Origin of the sequence: Shinella sp. H4-D48, assembly GCF_022637395.1 — a bacterium.
GTDB lineage: Bacteria > Pseudomonadota > Alphaproteobacteria > Rhizobiales > Rhizobiaceae > Shinella > Shinella sedimenti.
In genome coordinates, this window is record NZ_CP093337.1 from 265,459 (window position 1) to 280,234 (window position 14,776).

Annotated in this window: 15 protein-coding genes; 10 read left to right on the top strand and 5 right to left on the bottom strand. The window is 64.3% G+C overall.

Annotated elements, in window-relative coordinates:
• Positions 1-50: 50 nt before the first annotated feature.
• Positions 51-731, top strand: coding sequence for an LON peptidase substrate-binding domain-containing protein (locus MNR02_RS01210; RefSeq protein WP_241947797.1), 681 nt, complete (start codon positions 51-53; stop codon positions 729-731).
• Positions 732-740: 9 nt separating this feature from the next.
• Positions 741-929, top strand: a complete 189-nt coding sequence (locus MNR02_RS01215; protein ID WP_134649258.1) for a Trm112 family protein — start codon at positions 741-743, stop codon at positions 927-929.
• A gap of 22 nt (positions 930-951) precedes the next feature.
• On the opposite strand, the gene MNR02_RS01220 is transcribed toward MNR02_RS01215, so the two are convergent.
• The gene (locus tag MNR02_RS01220; RefSeq protein ID WP_241947798.1) at positions 952-2,187 is read right to left on the bottom strand and encodes a ubiquinone biosynthesis hydroxylase; all 1,236 of its coding nucleotides are present in this window, start codon (positions 2,185-2,187) and stop codon (positions 952-954) included.
• A gap of 84 nt (positions 2,188-2,271) precedes the next feature.
• On the opposite strand from MNR02_RS01220, the gene tesB reads away from it, so the two are divergent.
• The 6 genes from tesB to MNR02_RS01250 all read left to right on the top strand — a co-directional run bounded on the left by tesB (position 2,272) and on the right by MNR02_RS01250 (position 9,698).
• Complete coding sequence (gene tesB / locus MNR02_RS01225; RefSeq protein ID WP_241947799.1) at positions 2,272-3,159, top strand: acyl-CoA thioesterase II; 888 nt, start codon at positions 2,272-2,274, stop codon at positions 3,157-3,159.
• Positions 3,160-3,377: 218 nt separating this feature from the next.
• Positions 3,378-3,728 (top strand): P-II family nitrogen regulator, encoded by a 351-nt coding sequence (locus tag MNR02_RS01230; protein ID WP_160872107.1) that lies wholly within the window; start codon positions 3,378-3,380, stop codon positions 3,726-3,728.
• A gap of 29 nt (positions 3,729-3,757) precedes the next feature.
• The gene (locus MNR02_RS01235) at positions 3,758-5,113 is read left to right on the top strand and encodes an ammonium transporter (RefSeq protein ID WP_241601014.1); all 1,356 of its coding nucleotides are present in this window, start codon (positions 3,758-3,760) and stop codon (positions 5,111-5,113) included.
• A 241-nt stretch (positions 5,114-5,354) separates the two neighbouring features.
• The gene (locus MNR02_RS01240) at positions 5,355-8,009 is read left to right on the top strand and encodes a DNA translocase FtsK (RefSeq protein WP_241947800.1); all 2,655 of its coding nucleotides are present in this window, start codon (positions 5,355-5,357) and stop codon (positions 8,007-8,009) included.
• Between the two features lie 121 nt (positions 8,010-8,130).
• Positions 8,131-8,805 carry an outer membrane lipoprotein carrier protein LolA gene (locus MNR02_RS01245; protein WP_241947801.1) on the top strand — a complete coding sequence of 225 codons (675 nt, stop codon included), beginning with the start codon at positions 8,131-8,133 and terminating at the stop codon, positions 8,803-8,805.
• An 86-nt stretch (positions 8,806-8,891) separates the two neighbouring features.
• Entirely contained in the window at positions 8,892-9,698 is an 807-nt protein-coding gene (locus MNR02_RS01250) for an exodeoxyribonuclease III (RefSeq protein ID WP_241601017.1), read from the top strand.
• Positions 9,699-9,788: 90 nt separating this feature from the next.
• Here MNR02_RS01250 and MNR02_RS01255 read toward each other — a convergent pair whose 3' ends face one another.
• Together MNR02_RS01255 and MNR02_RS01260 are read right to left on the bottom strand one after the other, a co-directional pair.
• Positions 9,789-10,244 carry a cyclic nucleotide-binding domain-containing protein gene (locus MNR02_RS01255; protein ID WP_241947802.1) on the bottom strand — a complete coding sequence of 152 codons (456 nt, stop codon included), beginning with the start codon at positions 10,242-10,244 and terminating at the stop codon, positions 9,789-9,791.
• 69 nt (positions 10,245-10,313) lie between these two features.
• The gene (locus MNR02_RS01260) at positions 10,314-10,997 is read right to left on the bottom strand and encodes a response regulator transcription factor (RefSeq protein WP_241601019.1); all 684 of its coding nucleotides are present in this window, start codon (positions 10,995-10,997) and stop codon (positions 10,314-10,316) included.
• Positions 10,998-11,108: 111 nt separating this feature from the next.
• On the opposite strand from MNR02_RS01260, the gene MNR02_RS01265 reads away from it, so the two are divergent.
• Both MNR02_RS01265 and MNR02_RS01270 read left to right on the top strand, forming a co-directional pair.
• Positions 11,109-11,654, top strand: coding sequence for a L,D-transpeptidase (locus tag MNR02_RS01265; protein WP_241947803.1), 546 nt, complete (start codon positions 11,109-11,111; stop codon positions 11,652-11,654).
• Between the two features lie 105 nt (positions 11,655-11,759).
• Positions 11,760-12,590, top strand: a complete 831-nt coding sequence (locus MNR02_RS01270) for an aldo/keto reductase (protein ID WP_241947804.1) — start codon at positions 11,760-11,762, stop codon at positions 12,588-12,590.
• Between the two features lie 113 nt (positions 12,591-12,703).
• Here the strand turns inward: MNR02_RS01270 and MNR02_RS01275 are convergent, their stop codons facing one another.
• Both MNR02_RS01275 and leuC read right to left on the bottom strand, forming a co-directional pair.
• The gene (locus MNR02_RS01275; RefSeq protein WP_241947805.1) at positions 12,704-13,216 is read right to left on the bottom strand and encodes a histidine phosphatase family protein; all 513 of its coding nucleotides are present in this window, start codon (positions 13,214-13,216) and stop codon (positions 12,704-12,706) included.
• Positions 13,217-13,286: 70 nt separating this feature from the next.
• Positions 13,287-14,696, bottom strand: a complete 1,410-nt coding sequence (leuC, locus tag MNR02_RS01280; RefSeq protein ID WP_241947806.1) for a 3-isopropylmalate dehydratase large subunit — start codon at positions 14,694-14,696, stop codon at positions 13,287-13,289.
• Positions 14,697-14,776: the final 80 nt, after the last annotated feature.

The window sequence follows — 14,776 nt, forward strand, 5'->3', positions numbered from 1 at the left end:
GGGGTAAGGCGCGAGGCTGCGGGCTGCGCCGCGGAATGGAAGGCACTGCAATGCAAGTGGGAAACGCGCGTTATCTGAAACCGGCAGACCTGCCGGAGACCATTCCGGTCTTTCCGTTGACGGGCGCGCTGCTTCTTCCCGGCGGCCAGCTGCCGCTCAATATCTTCGAGCCACGCTACCTTGCCATGTTCGACGATGCGCTTGCCTCGCACCGGCTGATCGGCATGGTGCAGCCCGTTTTTGGCGGCGAGCGCAAGGACGATGACGAGGCCGAGACCCCGGCGCTGTGCCAGGTCGGCTGCATCGGGCGCATCACCTCCTTTGCCGAGACCGGCGACGGCCGCTATATCGTTTCGCTCACCGGCATCTGCCGCTACCGGCTGATGGAAGAGGTGCGGGGCACGAAAGCCTATCGCAGCTTCCGCATCGCGCCCTTCATCGCCGATCTGACGGCGCACGACGACGAGCAGAGCGTCGACCGCGATGCGCTCCTGTCAGCCTTCCGGGCCTATCTGGACGCCAACAAGCTGGAAGCGGACTGGGAGAGCGTGGAGCGCGCCAGCAACGCGACGCTGGTCAATTCCATGGCGATGATGTCGCCCTACGGGCCGGCGGAAAAGCAGGCGCTGCTGGAGGCGCCCGACCTGAAGACCCGGGCCGAAACGCTGATCGCCATCACCGAGATCGTTCTGGCGCGCAGCTATGGCGATGTCGATACGCGGCTGCAGTAAGGGGGGACGATGAGCGCCGGCAAAAGCGGAGTGGATGTCAAGCTGCTCGAACTTCTCGTCTGTCCCCTCACCAAGGGGCGCCTGAGCTATGACGCGGCGGCGGGCGAGCTGGTCTCCGAAAAGGCGAAGCTCGCCTATCCGATCCGTGACGGCATTCCGATCATGCTGATTTCCGAGGCACGCGAGATCAAGGACTGACGCCTTTCGCGTGGCGATCGGTCTAGATGCGCTGACCGACGAGCATGCGCGGATGGCCGCTGCCCGCCGTGCCCTTGGCCTGACGGATGAAGTAGGACTTCAGGCCCGGCAGGCGATCGACCAGGCCGAGGCCGACATCGCGCAGCACGCGTAGCGGCGTCACGTCGTTGGAGAACAGGCGGTTCAGCACATCCGTGGTGATACCCATGCGCACCGTATCGAAGCGGCGCCATGTCTCGTAGCGCTCCAGCACCGAAAGCGCGCCGATGTCGAGACCGAGCCGGTCGGCCTCGACGATGGTTTCCGCCAAGGCCGCCACATCCTTGAAGCCGAGATTGAGACCCTGGCCGGAAATCGGGTGGATGCCGTGGGCGGCATCGCCTGCCAGCGCGAAGCGCGGGGCGACGAAGGCGCGGGCGAGCGTGAGACCCAGCGGGAAAGCACGGCGGCCGCCGACGACCCTGAGGCTGCCAAGCTTGTGGCCGAAGCGGCGTTCCAACTCTTCCTCGAAGACCAGATCGTCGCCTTCCACGAGGCGCTTTGCATCCTCCGTGCGCTCGCTCCAGACGAGCGAGGAGCGGTTGCCGGTGAGCGGCAAGGTCGCGAAGGGGCCGGCGGGCAGGAAATGCTCCTCGGCCGTGCCGTCATGCGGGCGTTCGTGCTCCACGGTGGTGACGATGCCGGACTGGCCGTAATCGAAGCGCACGGTCTTGATGCCTGCCATGTCGCGCAGTTTCGAGCGGGCGCCGTCGCAGGCGACGAGGAGGCGTGTGCTGACCTCCGATCCGTCGGAAAGGCTGACCTGCGTTGAGTGCTGGCCCGTCTTGAAGTCCGTGGCGGATGTCGACCAGCGCACCGGGATGCCGAGGGCGTCAGCCTGACGAAGCAGGCTTCCGATCATGGCGCGGTTGGGGATCATGTGGGCGAAGGGCTGGCCGTCCTCGTCGGACGCCGCATCGTCAAAGGTGAGGAAGACCGGGCGGACCGGATCGGCCGTGCGCGAATCGGTGATGACCATACGGCGGATCGGCTCGGCGTCCGCCGCGATCTCGCTCCAGACGCCGAGGACATCGAGCAGGTTGCGGGCGGCCGCGACGATGGCGGAGGCGCGCTCCTCCTTCTGCCAGGCATGCTCCGGCGCGCCATCGACCACTTCCACGGCCAGATGCGGCGCCGCCTTCTTCACCGCCACTGCGAGCGACAGGCCGACATAACCGCCGCCGGCGACCAGAACGTCGAGCGATGTGGCTTCGGGCATGGTGTCCTCCTGGACGCTTGAGGTCTTTCTTTGCTCTATATAGAGGAGGAAGAGTCCGTTTCCTACCGTGGGAGCCACGTCCAAATGTCGCGCCAGAATGCCCCGAACCCCGCCATGGATGTGCTGCTCCATACGCTGGATCTCGAACGGCTGGAGGGGCGGCTGTTTCGCGGGCGCAGCCCGCAGGTCGGCTGGCAACGGGTGTTCGGCGGGCAGGTGATCGGCCAGGCGCTGGTCGCTGCGACGCGCACGATCACGCAGGAGCAGCGCTACGTGCACTCGCTGCACGCCTATTTCGTGCGGCCGGGCGATCCGTCCGTGCCGATCCTCTACGAAGTCGAGATTATCAGAGACGGCGGGTCCTTCGCCACGCGGCGCGTCGTCGCCATCCAGCACGACAAGCCGATCTTCTTCATGACGGCGTCCTTCCAGGACGACGAGGACGGCTTCGAGCATCAGGTGGCGATGCCTGACGTGCCGCAGCCGGAAGACCTGCCCGGCGAGGCCGAATTGAAGGTGCGCTTCATGCAGCAGGCGCCGCCGCCGATCCGCGCCTACTGGGAGCGTCCGCGCCCCATCGAACTGCGGCCTGTCGGGCTCGCGCACTATCTCTCCAACGATAAACTGGCGCCGCGCCAGAACATCTGGGTGCGCACGACGGGACCGGTTCCGGCCGAGCGGCGTCTGCAGGCCGCCGTGCTGGCTTATCTCTCGGATATGACGCTGCTTGACACATCGCTTTTCGCGCACGGCACCTCCGTGCTCGACCGGTCGCTGCAGGTTGCGAGCCTCGACCATGCGATGTGGTTCCACCGCCCGCCGGTACTCGACGACTGGCTGCTCTACAGCCAGGACAGCCCATCGGCCTTCGGCGGCCGCGGGATGACGCGTGGCGCGATTTTCACCCGCTCCGGCACCCTCATTGCCTCCGTCGCCCAGGAAGGGTTGATTCGGAAAAAGGCAACTGACTAAATTTTACCCATTGTCCCAATAGCGCCTATTTTTTCACCATTAGCGGTGGCGTTTTTTTGCGCCTAGCCGCTTTTGTCATTTTTATCCGTTTTATTTCAATATCTTATTTAGTGCGTTTGAATCTGGCACGCCCCTTGAATGTATATCGCCAGTCGTTGCGGACATGACGTTGCCAACGGCGAGGAGAGATGGCCCCGGCTGGGGGACAAGCACGAAGGATGGGAAACCAGATGAAAATCGTAATGGCGATTATCAAGCCGTTCAAACTCGATGAGGTGCGCGAAGCCCTCACCGCCGTTGGTATCCAGGGCCTGACCGTTACCGAGGTGAAGGGGTACGGACGTCAGAAGGGGCACACGGAAATCTATCGCGGCACGGAATATGCCGTCAGCTTCCTGCCAAAACTGAAGGTCGAAATCGCCGTGCCCGGCGACCTCGTCGACCGCGCGGTCGAAGCGATCGCATCCGCTGCCAAGACCGGCCAGATCGGTGACGGCAAGATCTTCGTCTACGCCATCGACCATGCCGTGCGCATCCGCACCGGCGAAACCGATTCCGAAGCGCTCTAAGCAAACGGCCTATCAGGGAGCATTGTTCAATGTCGTCTAACCCCATCATCAACACACTTACCCGCGTCGGTATCGCCGCAGCAGGTCTGCTGGCACCGGCCGTGGCCTTTGCGCAGGAAGCAGCAGAAACAACAGCCGCGGCGCCGGAAGCCGCCGCAACGATCAACTCCGGCGATACCGCCTGGATGCTGACCTCCACCGTTCTCGTTCTCTTCATGATCCTGCCGGGTCTTGCGCTGTTCTACGGCGGTCTGGTGCGCAGCAAGAATATGCTGTCGGTCCTGATGCAGTGCCTGGTCGTCTCTGCGGCCATCATGATCGTCTGGGTCGTCTACGGTTACAGCCTCGCCTTCACCAACGGCGGCGGCCTCAACACCTTCGTCGGCGGCTTCGAAAAGCTGTTCCTCGCCGGCGTGACGCCCGACAGCGTTTCCGGCTCCATTCCGGAATATGTCTTCATCGCCTTCCAGATGACCTTCGCCTGCATCACGCCGGCCCTGATCGTCGGCGCCTTCGCCGAGCGCATCAAGTTCTCGGCCGTCATGCTGTTCTGCATTCTCTGGGTCACCTTCGTCTATTTCCCGATGGCCCACATGGTCTGGTCGGGTGACGGCGCCCTGATGTGGGACTGGGGTGCGATCGACTTCGCCGGCGGCACCGTCGTTCACATCAATGCCGGTATTGCCGGTCTGGTCGGCGCGATCATGGTCGGCAAGCGTACGGGCTTCGGCAAGGACATGATGGCTCCGCACTCCATGACGCTGACCATGGTCGGTGCCTCCATGCTGTGGGTTGGCTGGTACGGCTTCAACGCCGGTTCGGCTGCCGCTGCAAACGGTGTTGCCGGTCTCGCCATGATCAACACCTTCACTGCAACGGCCGGCGCCGTCGTCGCCTGGTGCGTCATTGAAACCGTCTCGCGCGGTAAGGCTTCCATGCTCGGTGCCGCCTCGGGCGTCATCGCCGGCCTCGTCGCCGTCACCCCGGCCGCCGGTGCCGTCGGCCCGATCGGTGCCATCTTCCTCGGCGCGATCGCTTCGGCGCTTTGCTACTTCTTCGTATCCGTCGTGAAGAACAAGTTCGGCTATGACGACACGGCAGACGTCTTCGGCGTCCACGGCGTTGGCGGCATCGTCGGCGCCATCGGCTCCGGCATCTTCGCCGCAACCTCGCTGGGCGGCGTCGGTTATGCGGAAGGCATCACGATGGGCGCGCAGGTCTGGATCCAGATCAAGTCGGTCATCGTCACCATCCTGTGGTGCGGCATCGGCTCGGCGATCCTCTACAAGATCGTCGATCTCATCGTCGGCCTGCGCGTGCCGGTCGAAGCCGAGCGCGAAGGTCTCGACCTGTCCTCGCACGGCGAAGCAGCCTACCACTCGTAAGGGCTCGCGGCGGCCGCAAGGCCGCCGCCACGATCCCGTCGCGGTCATGGGAAACCATGCCGTTCCTGGCCCGGACCGTGTGTCCGGGCCTTTTTCGTTTCGGCGGCACGATAATAAACGAATGACGAATATGCATGGTTAACACGCCATTAAGGCTTCCTTCGTAGGGTTTGCAGTGAGGCACCGCGCGCGAATCATGCGGGGCCGGTGCAAACTTCCCTGAGCGGACACAGGCTGAACCATGAGCAGAAGCATCTCGGCAGGACTGGACAATCGGCACGACCGTTTCGTGCTGTCGGCCTTCGTGTGGCGACAGGTACAGATCCTCATCGGCCTCTGCGTCTTCCTGTTTCTGGCGCTCGCCATCGCCGCACTCTCGACATGGAACGTGTCCGACCCGAGCCTGTCCTATGCCTCGAGTGGCGAGCCGAAGAACATTCTCGGTTATCCCGGCGCCATCTTCGCCGACGTCTTCATGCAGTTCTTCGGGCTTGCCAGCGTGATTGCGCTGCTGCCGGTCGTCGCCTGGGCCATCGGCCTGATCAGCGGGCGCCGTTTCAACCGTATCCTGCAACGGGCCGCCGCCTGGCTAGGCGGCGCCATCCTGGCGTCCGCGGCACTCGCCTGCGTGCCCGGCCCGGTGACCTGGCCGCTGCCGACGGGGCTCGGCGGCGTGTTCGGCGACATGATCCTGCGCTTCCCCGCCCTCTTCACCGGCGCCTATCCGACCGGCATGTTCGCCAGCATCGTCGGCGCGATCATCGCCGTTCCTGCGATCTGGCTCATGGTGTTTGCGTCCGGCCTCATCGGCACGGTTTCGATCGATGACGAAGAGGACTTTGCCCCCGTGCCGGTCGCAAGCCGCAACCGTCCTGCGGTGCAGGACGATGACAACGAGGATGAGGAGCGTAGCGGGCCCTTCACGGTTCTTGCCGGTGCGATGACCCACGCCTGGTACACCGCGCAGGCGCGCGTGCGCCGTCTGTTCGGGCTGTCGAACCAGCGGCGCCGGGCGCGCGGCATCGAGCAGCCCTATGATTTCAACGAGGACGAGTTCGGCACGCTGAACGAGCCGGTGCGCGCGCGTGCCAGCCGCTCGACCGAGCGCGTCGAGCCGTCCATGGAGGGCCGCCGCGCCGTATCGGCCCCGTCCATCGCGCTCGACGATGACGACGACATGCCCTTCGACGACGGTCCGCTGTCGCATCCGAGCGGCATCCTTCCGGACGAGGATTCCGACGACATCGCCGCCGACTGGGCGCCGCGCCGCGCCCCGGCCCGCTCGCCGCTGCCTTCGGCCAGTGCCCGCGTCGTGCCGCCTGCGTCGCGGCCGAAGCCCGGCCAGCGGATCGAGCGCGAAGCCCAGACCTCCTTCGTCGGGCAGGACGGCTTCCAGCTGCCCTCGCTGCACCTGCTCGCCGAAGCGAAGGGCCAGGTGCGCGATGCCACGCTTTCGGCCGATGCGCTGGAGCAGAACGCCCGCATGCTGGAAGGCGTGCTGGAGGATTTCGGCGTCAAGGGCGAGATCATCCATGTGCGCCCCGGCCCCGTCGTGACGCTCTACGAACTGGAGCCGGCGCCCGGCATCAAGTCCTCGCGCGTCATCGGCCTTGCCGACGATATCGCCCGCTCGATGAGTGCGATTGCCGCTCGTGTCGCGGTCGTGCCGGGCCGCAACGCCATCGGCATCGAGCTGCCGAACGCGACCCGCGAGACGGTCTATCTGCGCGAACTGCTCGCCAGCCGCGATTTCGAAACTTCGAAGGCCCGCCTCGCCATGGCGCTCGGCAAGACGATCGGCGGCGAGCCTGTCATCACCGACATCGCCAAGATGCCGCATCTGCTCGTGGCCGGCACGACCGGCTCGGGTAAATCGGTCGCCATCAACACCATGATCCTGTCGCTGCTCTACCGCATGAAGCCGGAGCAGTGCCGCCTGATCATGATCGATCCGAAGATGCTGGAACTTTCCGTCTATGACGGCATCCCGCATCTGCTTTCCCCCGTCGTCACCGATCCGAAGAAGGCCGTCGTGGCGCTGAAGTGGACGGTGCGCGAGATGGAAGAGCGCTACAAGAAGATGTCGAAGATCGGCGTGCGCAACATCGACGGCTTCAACAGCCGCGTAGAGCAGGCGCTGGCCAAGGGTGAGCAGATCACCCGCACGGTGCAGACCGGCTTCGACCGCCAGACCGGCGAGGCGATGTACGAGACGGAGGAGTTCGATCTCCAGCCGATGCCCTACATCGTGGTGATCATCGACGAAATGGCCGACCTGATGATGGTGGCCGGCAAGGATATCGAAGGCGCGGTGCAGCGGCTTGCCCAGATGGCGCGTGCGGCAGGCATTCACGTCATCATGGCGACCCAGCGCCCGTCGGTCGATGTCATTACCGGCACGATCAAGGCGAACTTCCCGACCCGCATTTCCTTCCAGGTGACCTCGAAGATCGACAGCCGCACCATTCTCGGCGAACAGGGCGCGGAACAGCTGCTCGGCATGGGCGACATGCTCTACATGGCCGGCGGCGGGCGCATCCAGCGCGTGCACGGCCCGTTCGTCTCCGACCACGAGGTCGAGGCCGTCGTCGCGCATCTGAAGACGCAGGGCGCCCCGCAATATCTTGACGCGATCACCGAGGATGATGACGAGGACGGCGAGGGCGGTAACGGTCCGGCCGGCACGGCCAATCTCGAGGATTCCGACGATCCCTACGACCAGGCCGTTGCCGTGGTCCTGCGCGACGGCAAGGCATCGACCTCCTATATCCAGCGCCGCCTCGGCATCGGCTACAACCGCGCCGCCTCGCTGATCGAGCGCATGGAGCAGGAGGGGCTGATCGGCCCCGCCAACCATGCCGGCAAGCGGGAAATTCTGGTGCCGACGGAAGACTAAATTTCGCGGCGGTGACCGGGAACGCGCCGCCCGCTGCGGCGTTTCGCCCGGCAAGCCCCGCGCACAGCCGTGCGCCGGCCGATGCCATTATGGCGCCGCGTTTGGCCCGCATGACAGACGCATGAAGGAGACCGACATGAACCGATCCGCAACCGGCCGCGTGGCCCCCTCTCTCACCCGTCGTGGTTTCACCGGTCTGATGGGTCTTGTGCTTGCGACCGGCCTTTCGGTGCTGTCGCCCGGTGAGGCCGCCGCGCAGGCAAGTGCCGCCGCCCAGAAGATCGCCGACCACTTCGCATCGGTGAAGACGATGATGGGCGAGTTCGTGCAGTTCGGCCCGCGCGGCGAGCAGACCGGCGGCAAGTTCTATATCGACCGCCCCGGCCGCATCCGCTTCAACTACGAGGACCCCTCGCCGATGCGCGTCATCGCGGACGGCAAGTCGGTGGTTATCGGCAATCGCAAGCTCAAGACCTGGGACATCTATCCGCTGTCCAAGACGCCGCTGAACCTGCTGCTCGGCAACAAGATCGACCTTTCGGCCCGGATGGTGCGCAACGTGAAGGAAGAGGCGGACCTGACGACGATCGTGCTGGGCGACAAGAACATGTTCGGCGATTCCACCATCACCATGATGTTCGACCCGAAGACCTACGACCTGCGCCAGTGGACGATCACCGATGCGCAGGGCAAGGACACGTCGGTCATGATCTTCAACGTGCAGACCGGCATGAAGCTCGACGACCGGGTCTTCGCCATCCCCTATGACGAGATCCGCAACCGCGGCGCCCGGTGACAAAGACGTTTCCGTTTTCACGGCACATGCGCTAAGACGCCCCGACCGGCCCGCCTGACGGGCCGGAACAGTTTTCGGGGACGGGCATGGCACTTTCGATTGCGACGTGGAACATCAACTCCGTTCGGCTGCGCATGCCGCTCGTCGAGCATTTCCTCAAGACGTTTTCGCCCGATATCCTGTGCCTTCAGGAGACCAAGTGCCCGAACGACCAGTTTCCCTCCAAGCCGCTGAAGGCGCTGGGTTACGAGCATATCGTCATGCATGGCCAGAAGGGCTATCACGGCGTCGCCACCGTCTCGCGCCTGCCGCTGACGGAGCTGGTCGAGCGGCGTGATTATTGCGGCGTCGGCGATGCGCGCCATGTCTCCGTGCTGTTTCATCACCGGGGCAAGTCGATCCGCCTGCACAATTTCTATGTGCCGGCCGGCGGCGACGAGCCCGACCGCACCATCAACGTGAAATTCGGCCACAAGCTCGATTTCATCGAGGAAATGAAGCTGCTGCATGCGGAGGCAGAAGCCGGTATCTCCTCCATCCTCGTCGGTGACCTCAATATCGCGCCGCTGGAGCATGATGTGTGGTCGCACAAGCAGCTCCTGAAAATCGTCAGCCACACGCCGATCGAGACCGAGGGTCTGACCGACGTAATGACGAAGGGTGCCTGGGTCGATCTGATGCGGCGCAAGGTGCCGGCTACCGAGAAGCTCTATACGTGGTGGAGCTACCGTTCGGCCGACTGGCAGGCCGCCAACAAGGGCCGCCGCCTCGACCATATCTGGTCATCCGCCGATCTCGAACCGCATCTTTCCAACATCGCCGTCATCCGCGAGGCGCGCGGCTGGGAACGGCCGTCCGACCACGTGCCTGTTATCGCGGAATTCGATTTCTGAGGTTGCTTGGGGAGGCTCTCGGTCTGGTGTCGTTCCAGCGAGTATAGCCCCCGCGGGTGAGGGGCGACCCAACTCTCTACAGGCATTGTTTCAGGCAAAGCGGCCGGTGAGGCCGCGCATCTGCTCGATCATCGCGGCGAGGTTTTCGCGGATGCGGGCATCGACCAGGACGGCGACGTCGGGATATTCCTCCAGCATGCGGCGGAAGAGCGGGCGGTTGATGCGGATGACCTCGCTGTCTTCCATCGCCAGTGCCGTATATTTGCGCTCGACGGCCGAGATCATCGCGAGTTCCGACAAAAGCGTGCCGGCGCCGGCCGTCCCCTCGTCGCGCACCGAACCGTCGCGGAGGGTAGAGGTGAGCTGGAACGATCCTTCCGCGATGACGAAGCCGCAATCGGCCGAGGTGCCCTCGCGAAACAGCGTCTGTCCCTCGACCAGCCGCCGGCGTTCGGCGCCGAAGGCCATCAGGCGCAGCTTGTCATCGGCAAGGCCCGCGAAAAGCGGCACGCGCGAAAGAAGGGCGATATCATCGCTGAGAGCCACGTTCGGCGTCTCCTTGTGTTGCGGTCGATGGCGCTGCACGAAGCTGCGCCATGCCGGCCGCGAAAAACGTTACGGTACGATCTTGTAGCCGCCGTTTTCTGTCACGAGAATCTCCGCATTGGAAGGGTCCCGCTCGATCTTCTGGCGCAGCCGGTAGACATGGGTCTCCAGCGTGTGGGTCGTGACGCCGGAATTGTAGCCCCAGACCTCTTCCAGAAGCACATCGCGCGTCACAACCTTCTGATCGGCGCGGTAGAGGTAGCGGATGATCGCCGCTTCCTTTTCCGTCAGGCGGATCTTCTGGCCGTTTTCCAGCGTCAGCAGCTTCTGGCCCGGCTTGAACGTGTAGGGGCCGACGGTGAAGGTGGCGTCTTCGCTGCTCTCGTGCTGGCGTAGCTGGGCGCGGATGCGCGCGAGCAGCACGGCGAAGCGGAAGGGTTTGGTGACGTAATCGTTCGCGCCGGCTTCCAGCCCCAGAATGGTGTCCGAATCGGTGTCGTGCCCGGTGAGCATGATGATCGGCGCCTTGAAGCCGCCCTTGCGCAGGAGCTTCACGGCCTCGCGGCCGTCCATGTCCGGCAGGCCGACATCCATGATGAGGAGGTCGATCTGGCTGGCACGCGCGGTCTGGATGCCCTTGCCGGCGGTGGATTCCTCGAGCGTGGAGAATTCCTCGTAGAGCGAAAGCTGCTCGACGAGCGTCTCACGGAGGTCGTTGTCGTCATCGACAAGAAGGATGGTGCGGGATGTCATGCTTTACCTCTCGGCATTCCTCTGGAAAGTAAGGGAACTGGCGCTTTTGGCAAGCCCGCCCATGGACTTAGCCAAGAGAGTCGTGGCGTGGCGCGAATATGGCGGAATAAAATGAGCGGGATCACATCTGATGAACATCGCGTGAAGACCATTGTCGTGCGGCCGGTGGCGGGAAACCGCAGCCGGGCGATCGTGCAGCTCGGGCCCCTTCGCCTGCCGGCGGCCCTCGGCCGCTCGGGCCGCACCAGCCGCAAGCGCGAGGGCGACGGCGCAACACCGATTGCGGCCATGCCGCTGCTCTACGGCTTCCTGCGCGGGGACCGGCTCTGCGCACCGGCGAGCGGACTTTCGCTCAGACGCATCCGGCCGTCGATGCTCTGGTGCGATGCACCTGGCCATCCGAGCTATAACCGGCTCGTAAGAGCCCCGTTCCGGCCGAGCCACGAGGAGATGCAGCGCTCGGACGAACTCTACGATATCTGCCTCGTGCTCGACTGGAACGTGACGTCGCGGCGGCGCCATTGCGGCTCGGCAATCTTCTTCCATCTTGCCCGCCCCGGCTACGAGCCAACCGCCGGCTGCATCGCCGTGGCCAGACGCGACATGCTGCGCATCCTGCCGCATCTGCGCCGCGGCACCACGGTGCGCGTTCTTTAAAAGTGCATATCGCGGCCCTATATCGGTTGCCGCACCGGCGTCGGTCCATGGCGACGGAGAGCCCTCGATGGCTCGGGCGCACCCTCATTTCAGGGAGATATTCTGATGAGCGATCAACCAACAATCCTGTTTCATGACGGCAACAGCATTCCGCAGGTCGGCCTCGGCGTCTGGCAGACCCCGAACGACACGGCCGTGACAGCGGTTAAGGCGGCCCTTTCGGAGGGCTACCGCCATATCGATACGGCGGCGATCTACGAGAACGAGCAGGGGGTGGGCGAAGGCATCCGCGCCTCCGGCGTCGACCGTTCGGAAATCTTCCTCACGACCAAGCTGTGGAACGCCGATCAGGGCTACGATTCGACGCTGAAAGCGTTCGATGCCAGCCTGAAGCGTCTCGGCACCGACTATGTCGACCTCTATCTCATCCACTGGCCTGCGCCAAATCGCGACCAGTATGTCGATACCTGGAAGGCCTTCATCCAGATCCAGAAGGAGGGCCGGGCCCGGTCCATCGGCGTGTCCAACTTCTATCCCGAGCACCTCCAGCGCCTGATCGACGAGACGGGCATCACGCCCGTGATCAACCAGATCGAGCTGCACCCCGATTTCCCGCAGACGCAGGCGCGGATCTGGCACGACAAGCACCGCATCGTCACCCAGTCGTGGAGCCCGCTCGGTCAGGGCAAGCTTCTGGAAAACCCTGTCGTAGGGCAGGTCGCGCAAAAGCATGGCCGCACGCCGGCGCAGGTCATCATCCGCTGGCATATCGACAACGGGCTCGTCGTAATCCCGAAATCGGTGACGCCGTCGCGCATCGCGGAAAACTTCAAGGTCTTCGACTTCAAGCTGGACGCCGATGACCTCACGACCCTCGCCAGCCTGGAGAAGAACGGTAAGCGTATCGGGCCGGATCCGAAGACCGCGACGTTCTGATTGATTGAAGAGAGCCCCCTCATCCGCCTGCCGACACCTTCTCTCTGCCGGGGAGATGGTGGCTCGAAGAGCCGTATGAGGGGGATATCGCAGGCTCTGCCGTCGTTTACCAGTTACGGCAACGTCTTCGGCGTGACGAAGGTTTCAAGCCGGCCCGAGCCGGGCGCGACGTCAGTCCAGCGCTGGCGGTCGATTGCGATTACCGCCAAACCGGCCGTCGGGTACTTGGTTTTCATTCGTGCGAGGGCTTCATGATCGCCGTGCGGCGCGAGCAATGCGGCCACATTCTCGAAGCCCGGATTGTGTCCGATGACCAGCAGCGTTTCGCTCTCCTCTGGCGCGTCCTGTATTGCCTTGAGAATCGCCTCCGGCTCCGCTTCGTAGATCCACGGCACCGTACGGGAGGGGCATCCTCCGCCGAGTGCCGGCGCGACCAGAGCCCAGGTCTCCTGCGTGCGTCGTGCGGATGACACCAGCGCGAAATCCGGCCTGAGACCGGCGGCGGCAATGTAGGCGGCCATGCGCGGCGCGTCCCGGCGGCCTCGCTCGCTCAGCGGGCGGTCGTGGTCTTCGACGCCATCGGGCCAGGCGGATTTGGCGTGGCGCAGCAGGAGAAGGCGTTTCATCCTATTTCCTTAAACAAAAAGGCCGGGAGCATGCTCCCGGCCTTCTATCAAGATGGCGATGATGCCGGGATTACTGCCAGTCGCGGATATCGACGAAGTGGCCGGCGATGGCGGCGGCGGCAGCCATGGCGGGCGACACGAGATGCGTCCGGCCCTTGAAGCCCTGGCGGCCCTCGAAGTTGCGGTTCGAGGTGGAAGCGCAGCGTTCGCCCGGCTTCAGACGGTCGTCGTTCATGGCAAGGCACATGGAGCAGCCCGGCTCGCGCCAGTCGAAACCGGCTTCCTTGAAGATCTTGTCGAGACCTTCCTTCTCGGCCTGCTCCTTCACGAGGCCGGAGCCCGGAACGATCATGGCATTGACGGTGGAGGCTACCTTCTGGCCTTCGACGACGGCGGCGACGGCACGCAGGTCCTCGATGCGGCCGTTGGTGCACGAGCCGATGAAGACGCGGTCGACGGCGATGTCGGTGATCTTCGTGCCCGGCTTCAGGCCCATGTAATCGAGGGCGCGCCACTTGGAGGAACGCTTGGTCTCGTCTTCGATGTCATCGGGGTTCGGCACGACGCCTTCGACGGAGACGACGTCTTCCGGCGAGGAGCCCCAGGAAACGATCGGCGGCAGGTTGGCGGCATCCAGCACGACGACGCGGTCGAAATGCGCGCCTTCGTCGGTGTGGAGCGTCTTCCAGTAGTCGAGCGCCATTTCCAGCGCCTTGCCCTTGGGCGCGCGCGGCTTGTCCTTGATGTATTCGAAGGTCTTCTCGTCCGGCGCGATGAGGCCGGCGCGGGCGCCGCCTTCGATCGTCATGTTACAGACCGTCATGCGGCCTTCCATCGAAAGCGAGCGGATCGCTTCGCCGGCGAACTCGATGACGTGACCGGTGCCGCCGGCCGTGCCGATCTCGCCGATGATGGCAAGGATGATGTCCTTGGCGGTCACGCCTTCCGGCAGCTGGCCGTCGACGCGCACCAGCATGTTCTTGGCCTTCTTCTGGATCAGCGTCTGGGTGGCCAGAACGTGTTCCACTTCCGACGTGCCGATACCGTGCGCGAGCGCGCCAAAGGCGCCGTGCGTGGAGGTGTGGCTGTCACCGCACACGATGGTCATGCCCGGCAGGGTAAAGCCCTGCTCGGGGCCGACGATGTGCACGATGCCCTGTCGGACATCCTTTTCCGAATAGTATTCGACGCCGAATTCCGCGGCATTGTTGGCCAGCGCCTCGACCTGGATGCGGCTTTCCTCGTTCTTGATGCCCTGGGCACGATCCGGCGAGGTGGGAACGTTGTGGTCGACGACGGCGAGCGTCTTGCCCGGCGCGCGCACCTTGCGGCCGGTCATGCGCAGACCTTCGAAGGCCTGCGGCGACGTCACTTCATGAACGAGGTGACGGTCGATGTAGAGAAGACAGGTGCCATCTTCCTGGCGGCTGACGATGTGGTCGTCGAAAATCTTGTCATAGAGGGTACGGGGTGCGCTCATGGCTTTTCATCCGTCTGGCATGTGGAAATAAGGGAGAGGCAGCGCGAGGCTGCAGATCGCAAGGGATCAGGATAGGCGGC

Excerpts from the sequence above, each read along its gene's own strand:
- MNR02_RS01270 (WP_241947804.1), top strand. The coding sequence starts at position 11,760 with ATGAGCGATCAACCAACAATCCTGTTTCATGACGGCAACAGCATTCCG.
- MNR02_RS01245 (WP_241947801.1), top strand. The coding sequence starts at position 8,131 with ATGAAGGAGACCGACATGAACCGATCCGCAACCGGCCGCGTGGCCCCC.
- MNR02_RS01275 (WP_241947805.1), bottom strand. The coding sequence starts at position 13,216 with ATGAAACGCCTTCTCCTGCTGCGCCACGCCAAATCCGCCTGGCCCGAT.
- MNR02_RS01215 (WP_134649258.1), top strand. The coding sequence starts at position 741 with ATGAGCGCCGGCAAAAGCGGAGTGGATGTCAAGCTGCTCGAACTTCTC.
- MNR02_RS01265 (WP_241947803.1), top strand. The coding sequence starts at position 11,109 with ATGAGCGGGATCACATCTGATGAACATCGCGTGAAGACCATTGTCGTG.
- MNR02_RS01240 (WP_241947800.1), top strand. The coding sequence starts at position 5,355 with ATGAGCAGAAGCATCTCGGCAGGACTGGACAATCGGCACGACCGTTTC.
- leuC (WP_241947806.1), bottom strand. The coding sequence starts at position 14,696 with ATGAGCGCACCCCGTACCCTCTATGACAAGATTTTCGACGACCACATC.
- tesB (WP_241947799.1), top strand. The coding sequence starts at position 2,272 with ATGTCGCGCCAGAATGCCCCGAACCCCGCCATGGATGTGCTGCTCCAT.
- MNR02_RS01230 (WP_160872107.1), top strand. The coding sequence starts at position 3,378 with ATGGGAAACCAGATGAAAATCGTAATGGCGATTATCAAGCCGTTCAAA.
- MNR02_RS01210 (WP_241947797.1), top strand. The coding sequence starts at position 51 with ATGCAAGTGGGAAACGCGCGTTATCTGAAACCGGCAGACCTGCCGGAG.
- MNR02_RS01235 (WP_241601014.1), top strand. The coding sequence starts at position 3,758 with ATGTCGTCTAACCCCATCATCAACACACTTACCCGCGTCGGTATCGCC.
- MNR02_RS01220 (WP_241947798.1), bottom strand. The coding sequence starts at position 2,187 with ATGCCCGAAGCCACATCGCTCGACGTTCTGGTCGCCGGCGGCGGTTAT.
- MNR02_RS01260 (WP_241601019.1), bottom strand. The coding sequence starts at position 10,997 with ATGACATCCCGCACCATCCTTCTTGTCGATGACGACAACGACCTCCGT.
- MNR02_RS01250 (WP_241601017.1), top strand. The coding sequence starts at position 8,892 with ATGGCACTTTCGATTGCGACGTGGAACATCAACTCCGTTCGGCTGCGC.